General features: G+C 66.2%; 3 protein-coding genes. All 3 read right to left on the minus strand.

The window, feature by feature from the left end:
* Positions 1 to 287: 287 nt before the first annotated feature.
* A complete protein-coding gene (locus tag ACX3P1_RS27695) occupies positions 288 to 1,436 on the minus strand; it encodes a lipocalin-like domain-containing protein (RefSeq protein WP_459082949.1) in 1,149 nt (382 codons plus the stop codon).
* The gene (locus ACX3P1_RS27700) at positions 1,426 to 3,825 is read right to left on the minus strand and encodes an ABC transporter permease (RefSeq protein WP_459082951.1); all 2,400 of its coding nucleotides are present in this window, start codon (positions 3,823 to 3,825) and stop codon (positions 1,426 to 1,428) included. The genes ACX3P1_RS27695 and ACX3P1_RS27700 overlap by 11 nt, the downstream gene beginning before the upstream one ends.
* A partial coding sequence (locus ACX3P1_RS27705; protein WP_459082953.1) for an ABC transporter ATP-binding protein occupies positions 3,822 to 4,217 on the minus strand: 396 nt, incomplete at its 5' end. The genes ACX3P1_RS27700 and ACX3P1_RS27705, both read right to left, overlap by 4 nt.

A 4,217-nucleotide genomic window follows, 5' to 3' on the forward strand; every position in this document is an offset into this window, starting at 1 on the left:
CGGCGCTTGAAATCGAGGCGTGAGGCTACGCAAAACCAGCGGAATGGACCACTTTGTGCTCGGCGGACAAGGAGAGACACATCTTTCTCAGCACGCAAAGTTTGCCTCAGAGTGACGATTCCAGACATGCCAAATACGATATGCCGAACGGGTTTCTCCGATTATAGAATTCCTCGAACAGCCCGTCAGCGATCCTGGCTGAGACTTTGTCGGTGTTTATCAGGGCGGCAAGGGGCTTTTTGCTGAAGCACACGCAGTGTGCTGACATCCTAACCCGCAGCCCACGGTCAGCGTCGCTCGTAGCCGGTCATCTCGAGATAGCCCTTGCCCGGGTGAGAGCCGGTCACCCGCACCGGACCTTCCCAATACGGAATGCTGAGCCCCATCCAGGCATGAGCGTTGAGCGCGCCGACGGTGACGTCGAGTGCACGGTCAGGCAAGGTGAGCCGCCAGCGAGTTGGAACGTCGCGACCTTCCACCCGGCTCGTTTCCAGCGGCGTGGCGACAAGATTGCCATCGTCATAAGGTGTCGCTGCACCGTCCGCCCCAATCCAGGTGGCCGAGGTGAAGCTGCCGCCTGAGGCGGCGCGCAGGCTGAAACCCATCAACTTCTCGCCAGTGTCGAAGGAGAGCGAGAACCAGTCCCAGCCGGCCTGGTCCTGAGCCAAAGGCTGCGACGACCATTCGCGGTCGAGCCACGCGGTGCCGCGCACCGGCACCTCGCCCTCGGGCAGCGCGAGCGTTCCCTCGACCGCGAAGAAGGGCTGGGAGTAGTAATAGCTCGCCTGCCCCTTCGCCGACTTCACCGAGTAGCCATGGTCGCCATGGAAAACGAGCGGGCCTTGAGCGTGCATCGCGATGTCGTAGGCGAAGTCCTTGCCGGTCGCAGTTAGCCGCAGGTGGTCGAAGCTGTTGCCCGCCATTTGCCAGTCGTCGATCCAGGCGGCGAAGGGCGCGGCGGTCACGCCCGCCTGGCCCGTGCCGCCACGCGCGAAACGTTCCGTGGCGCGGTGCGTCGAGATGCTGGTGACGGCCGCATGGCCAAACCATAACTGCGGGCTCTCCCACCCCTCGGCCTCGCCCGGCGCGAGCGCCGAGCGGAACAGTGTCCATTGCAGGCCGTAGTCCGCGCCATCAGGCCCAGTGAGGTTCGCAGTGACGTACCACCACTCGATCCGGTAGTCTGGATGGGCTCCATGATCGCGGGGGAATTGGAATCGCTTGCCCGCTTCCGGAACAGCGAAGCCTCCGGCGTCGGTGCCCAGCCCGGCAAAGCCCTGGGCAAAGGCATTGCCCAGGCACAACAGCAGGAAGATGAGTGCCCCGGTGCAATTCCAGGAAAAGTGCGCCGCGGTTTCCCGCCTGGAATTGCGTGAAAACAATAGAATGGGTCGGTTCACCGTTTCCGTGAAACCCTGAAACGATCTAGCGTTCATTGGCGAAAATCCTCAGCAGCGCGGCCGGCTCCATGCGCGCGAGCCGCCAAGCTGGCCACAGCGCGGCGAGCAGCGCGGCGGCGAGCGCAAAGAGCATCAAGCGGGTGTATTCGGCGGGAAACAGATACATCGGCAGGCGCCAGCCGAACGCCTCGACATTGACGATGGCGAGCAGCACCCAGGCGAGCGTCAGACCCAGCGGCAAGGCCAGCACCGCAGTGACCCCGGCAAGCAGGAGGGTGCGGAGGATCTCCAGCCCAGCGAGCCGGCGCTGGGTCGTCCCCATTGCCCAGACAGGCGCCATCTGCGGCAGCCGCATCGCCGCCAGCGTGAGCAGGCTCATCAGGATCGCGAAGGCGGCAACGGCCAGCGTCAGCACGTTCAGCGCCCCGGTCACCGAGAAGGTGCGCTCGAACACCGATAGCGAGAACGCCTTGAGCGCCGCTTGGTCGACGATGCAGGCGGGCGGTAGCCCAGCCTCCTCGACCAGCGCATGGCGCAAGCCCTCCGGGTCGGAAGTGCGCACGCCGTAGCGGGCGGGCACGATGTCGGGGAAGGTCTGACGGAACAGCGCCTCGCCGATGATGGCCTGGCCGATCGGGTTTCCGTAGTCGCCGACGATGCCCGCGATCGGCAGCGACAGTCCGGGGCCAAGCGCGAGCATGGAGCCGACGCGCAGGCCGGCGCGGCGAGAGAGTTGCTCGTTGATAACGACCGCCTTGCCCTCTTCAACCTCGTCCCATACTGCGGGGACAGCGTCGAGGAAGCGCCAGTTCTCGCGGTAGGTGTAGCCGATGCGTGCCCCGAAAACTTCCGCCGGCAGGCCTGCGAGCATCGCGTCGATCGACATGACCGGTAACACGGCGTCGGCGCGAGCCGCAAGGAAGCGTTCCAGGCCCGCCCGGTCTGTGGTCGCGCCCACATTAACGTAGAGTTCGGCTGACAGGCGCTGGTCGAGAAAACCGATAAAGGTCAGTCGGAAGCTCGAAACCATCGAGGAAACGCCGACATTGGCGGCCATGGCAAGAAGCAACGCCATCAGCGCAAGCCCGAGGCCGGGCAATTGCTGGCGTGTGTCGGCCCAGAACCATTGCGCCATGACGCGGGTTGCTTGCCCTTCACCAAGACGCAGGATCGCCGCCAGGCAAGACGGCAATGCAAGCGCCGCCCCGAGCAGCAGGCAGGCAAGCAATGCGAAGCCGGCAATCAGCCCGCCACCGGCGATAGCCAGCACCCCCGCCGTCACGAGTAGTACGACAGCGACCGCGGCTTGCAGCTTGCGCGTCCGTCCCGAGGCCAGCGCCCAGGCGCGCCCGCCGGCGCTTGCCAGGACCGGCATTCGCGCCAGCCGCCACATGGCGCTCGCGGAGGCAAACAATGTGCCGCCGAGCGCCATGGCCATTCCCGAAAGCCACCATGCTGGGCGGATCTGCAGCGTACCTGCAACGTCGGCGCCATAGAGGCCCCGTATCGTTGCTGCTACATCCGGCATCAACAGCGTTGCGATGAAGTAGCCGAGCACGATGCCGAGCGCGCCGGCAAGCGTCGCCAGCACGACAAGCTCCAGCACCATCAGAACGATCAGGCGCCGGAGGGGGACACCGAGCGCACGCAGGGTACGGACCATGCTACGCCGCTGCTCGAAGGCAAGACCGATCGCGCCATGGACGATGAAGATGCCGACCGCGAAACTAAGGAAGCCGAAGGCCGTGAGATTGAGGTGGAAGCTGTCGGTCAGCCGGCCGACATCACTCGCGCCGTCCGCACGCCGGAGGACAAGGTCGGGCGCGATCTCGGCCAGCGACCGTTGCCGCAGAGGCTGCTCCGGTAAGACGATCAGGCGGCTGATGCGCCCGGCACGGCCAAGCAACTTCTGGGCGACGCCGATGTCGGCGAGCACGGTGCCTGGCGCAACCGCTTGATCGCGCAGCACCGGGTTGGGCAAGTTCGCCACAAGTAGCGTGGCCGTTTCCGGGCCGGCGACCAGCGTGTGCGTGCGCAGGAAGCCGGTGAGGTCGGTGCGCGCCAGTGTCGCGCGCGCGGTCGAACCCGGCGGCGCGGTAAGGGGATCGATCCCGACCAGTCTCACCACCGTGCCGCCGACGCGCAGCCTTCCCTCCACCACCGGGCTGACCAGCCAGCCAGCGCGGCGCAACGCCACGAAAAGCGCCTGCGCTATCGAATCCCCTTCGCGCGGCAACAACTGGTCGAAGCGAGCTTCGGCCAGCGTGGCGGCAGCCGCATCGTAGCTGGCACGGGCCTCTGCGTTGATTGCCTGGACCCCCGACCACAGGGAAGTCGCCAGCGCGAGGCCGAGAACCAGCGTCAGCAATTGAAGCCGGTTGCGCCGCCAGTGCGAAGCCAGTGCCGACAGGATCGCGCCCGTCATGCGAGCCGGCCTTGCCTGAGATGCGCCTGCCGCCCAAGCCGCGCTGCAAGGCGCGGGGAATGCGTGACCATCAGCAGCGCCGCGCCAGTGCCGGTCACGAGCGCCAGGAACTGCTCCATCACCTCGTCCGCGGTCGCCTCATCGAGGTTGCCCGTCGGCTCGTCCGCGAGGATCAGCTTGGGACGGGCGGCCAGCGCGCGGGCGATCGCCACCCGCTGCTGCTGGCCGCCGGACAATTGCTCGGGATACTTCCGCAACTGCCCCTCCAGCCCGAGCGCGCCGGCCAGCCGCAAAAGCTCCCCCGGTTCAGCCGTACCGTTCAGACGCGCCTGGAAGGCGATGTTGGCGGCGACGTCCAGAGAGGGAATGAGGTTGAACTGCTGGAAGACGAT

This window comes from Mesorhizobium sp. A623 (assembly GCF_054489405.1).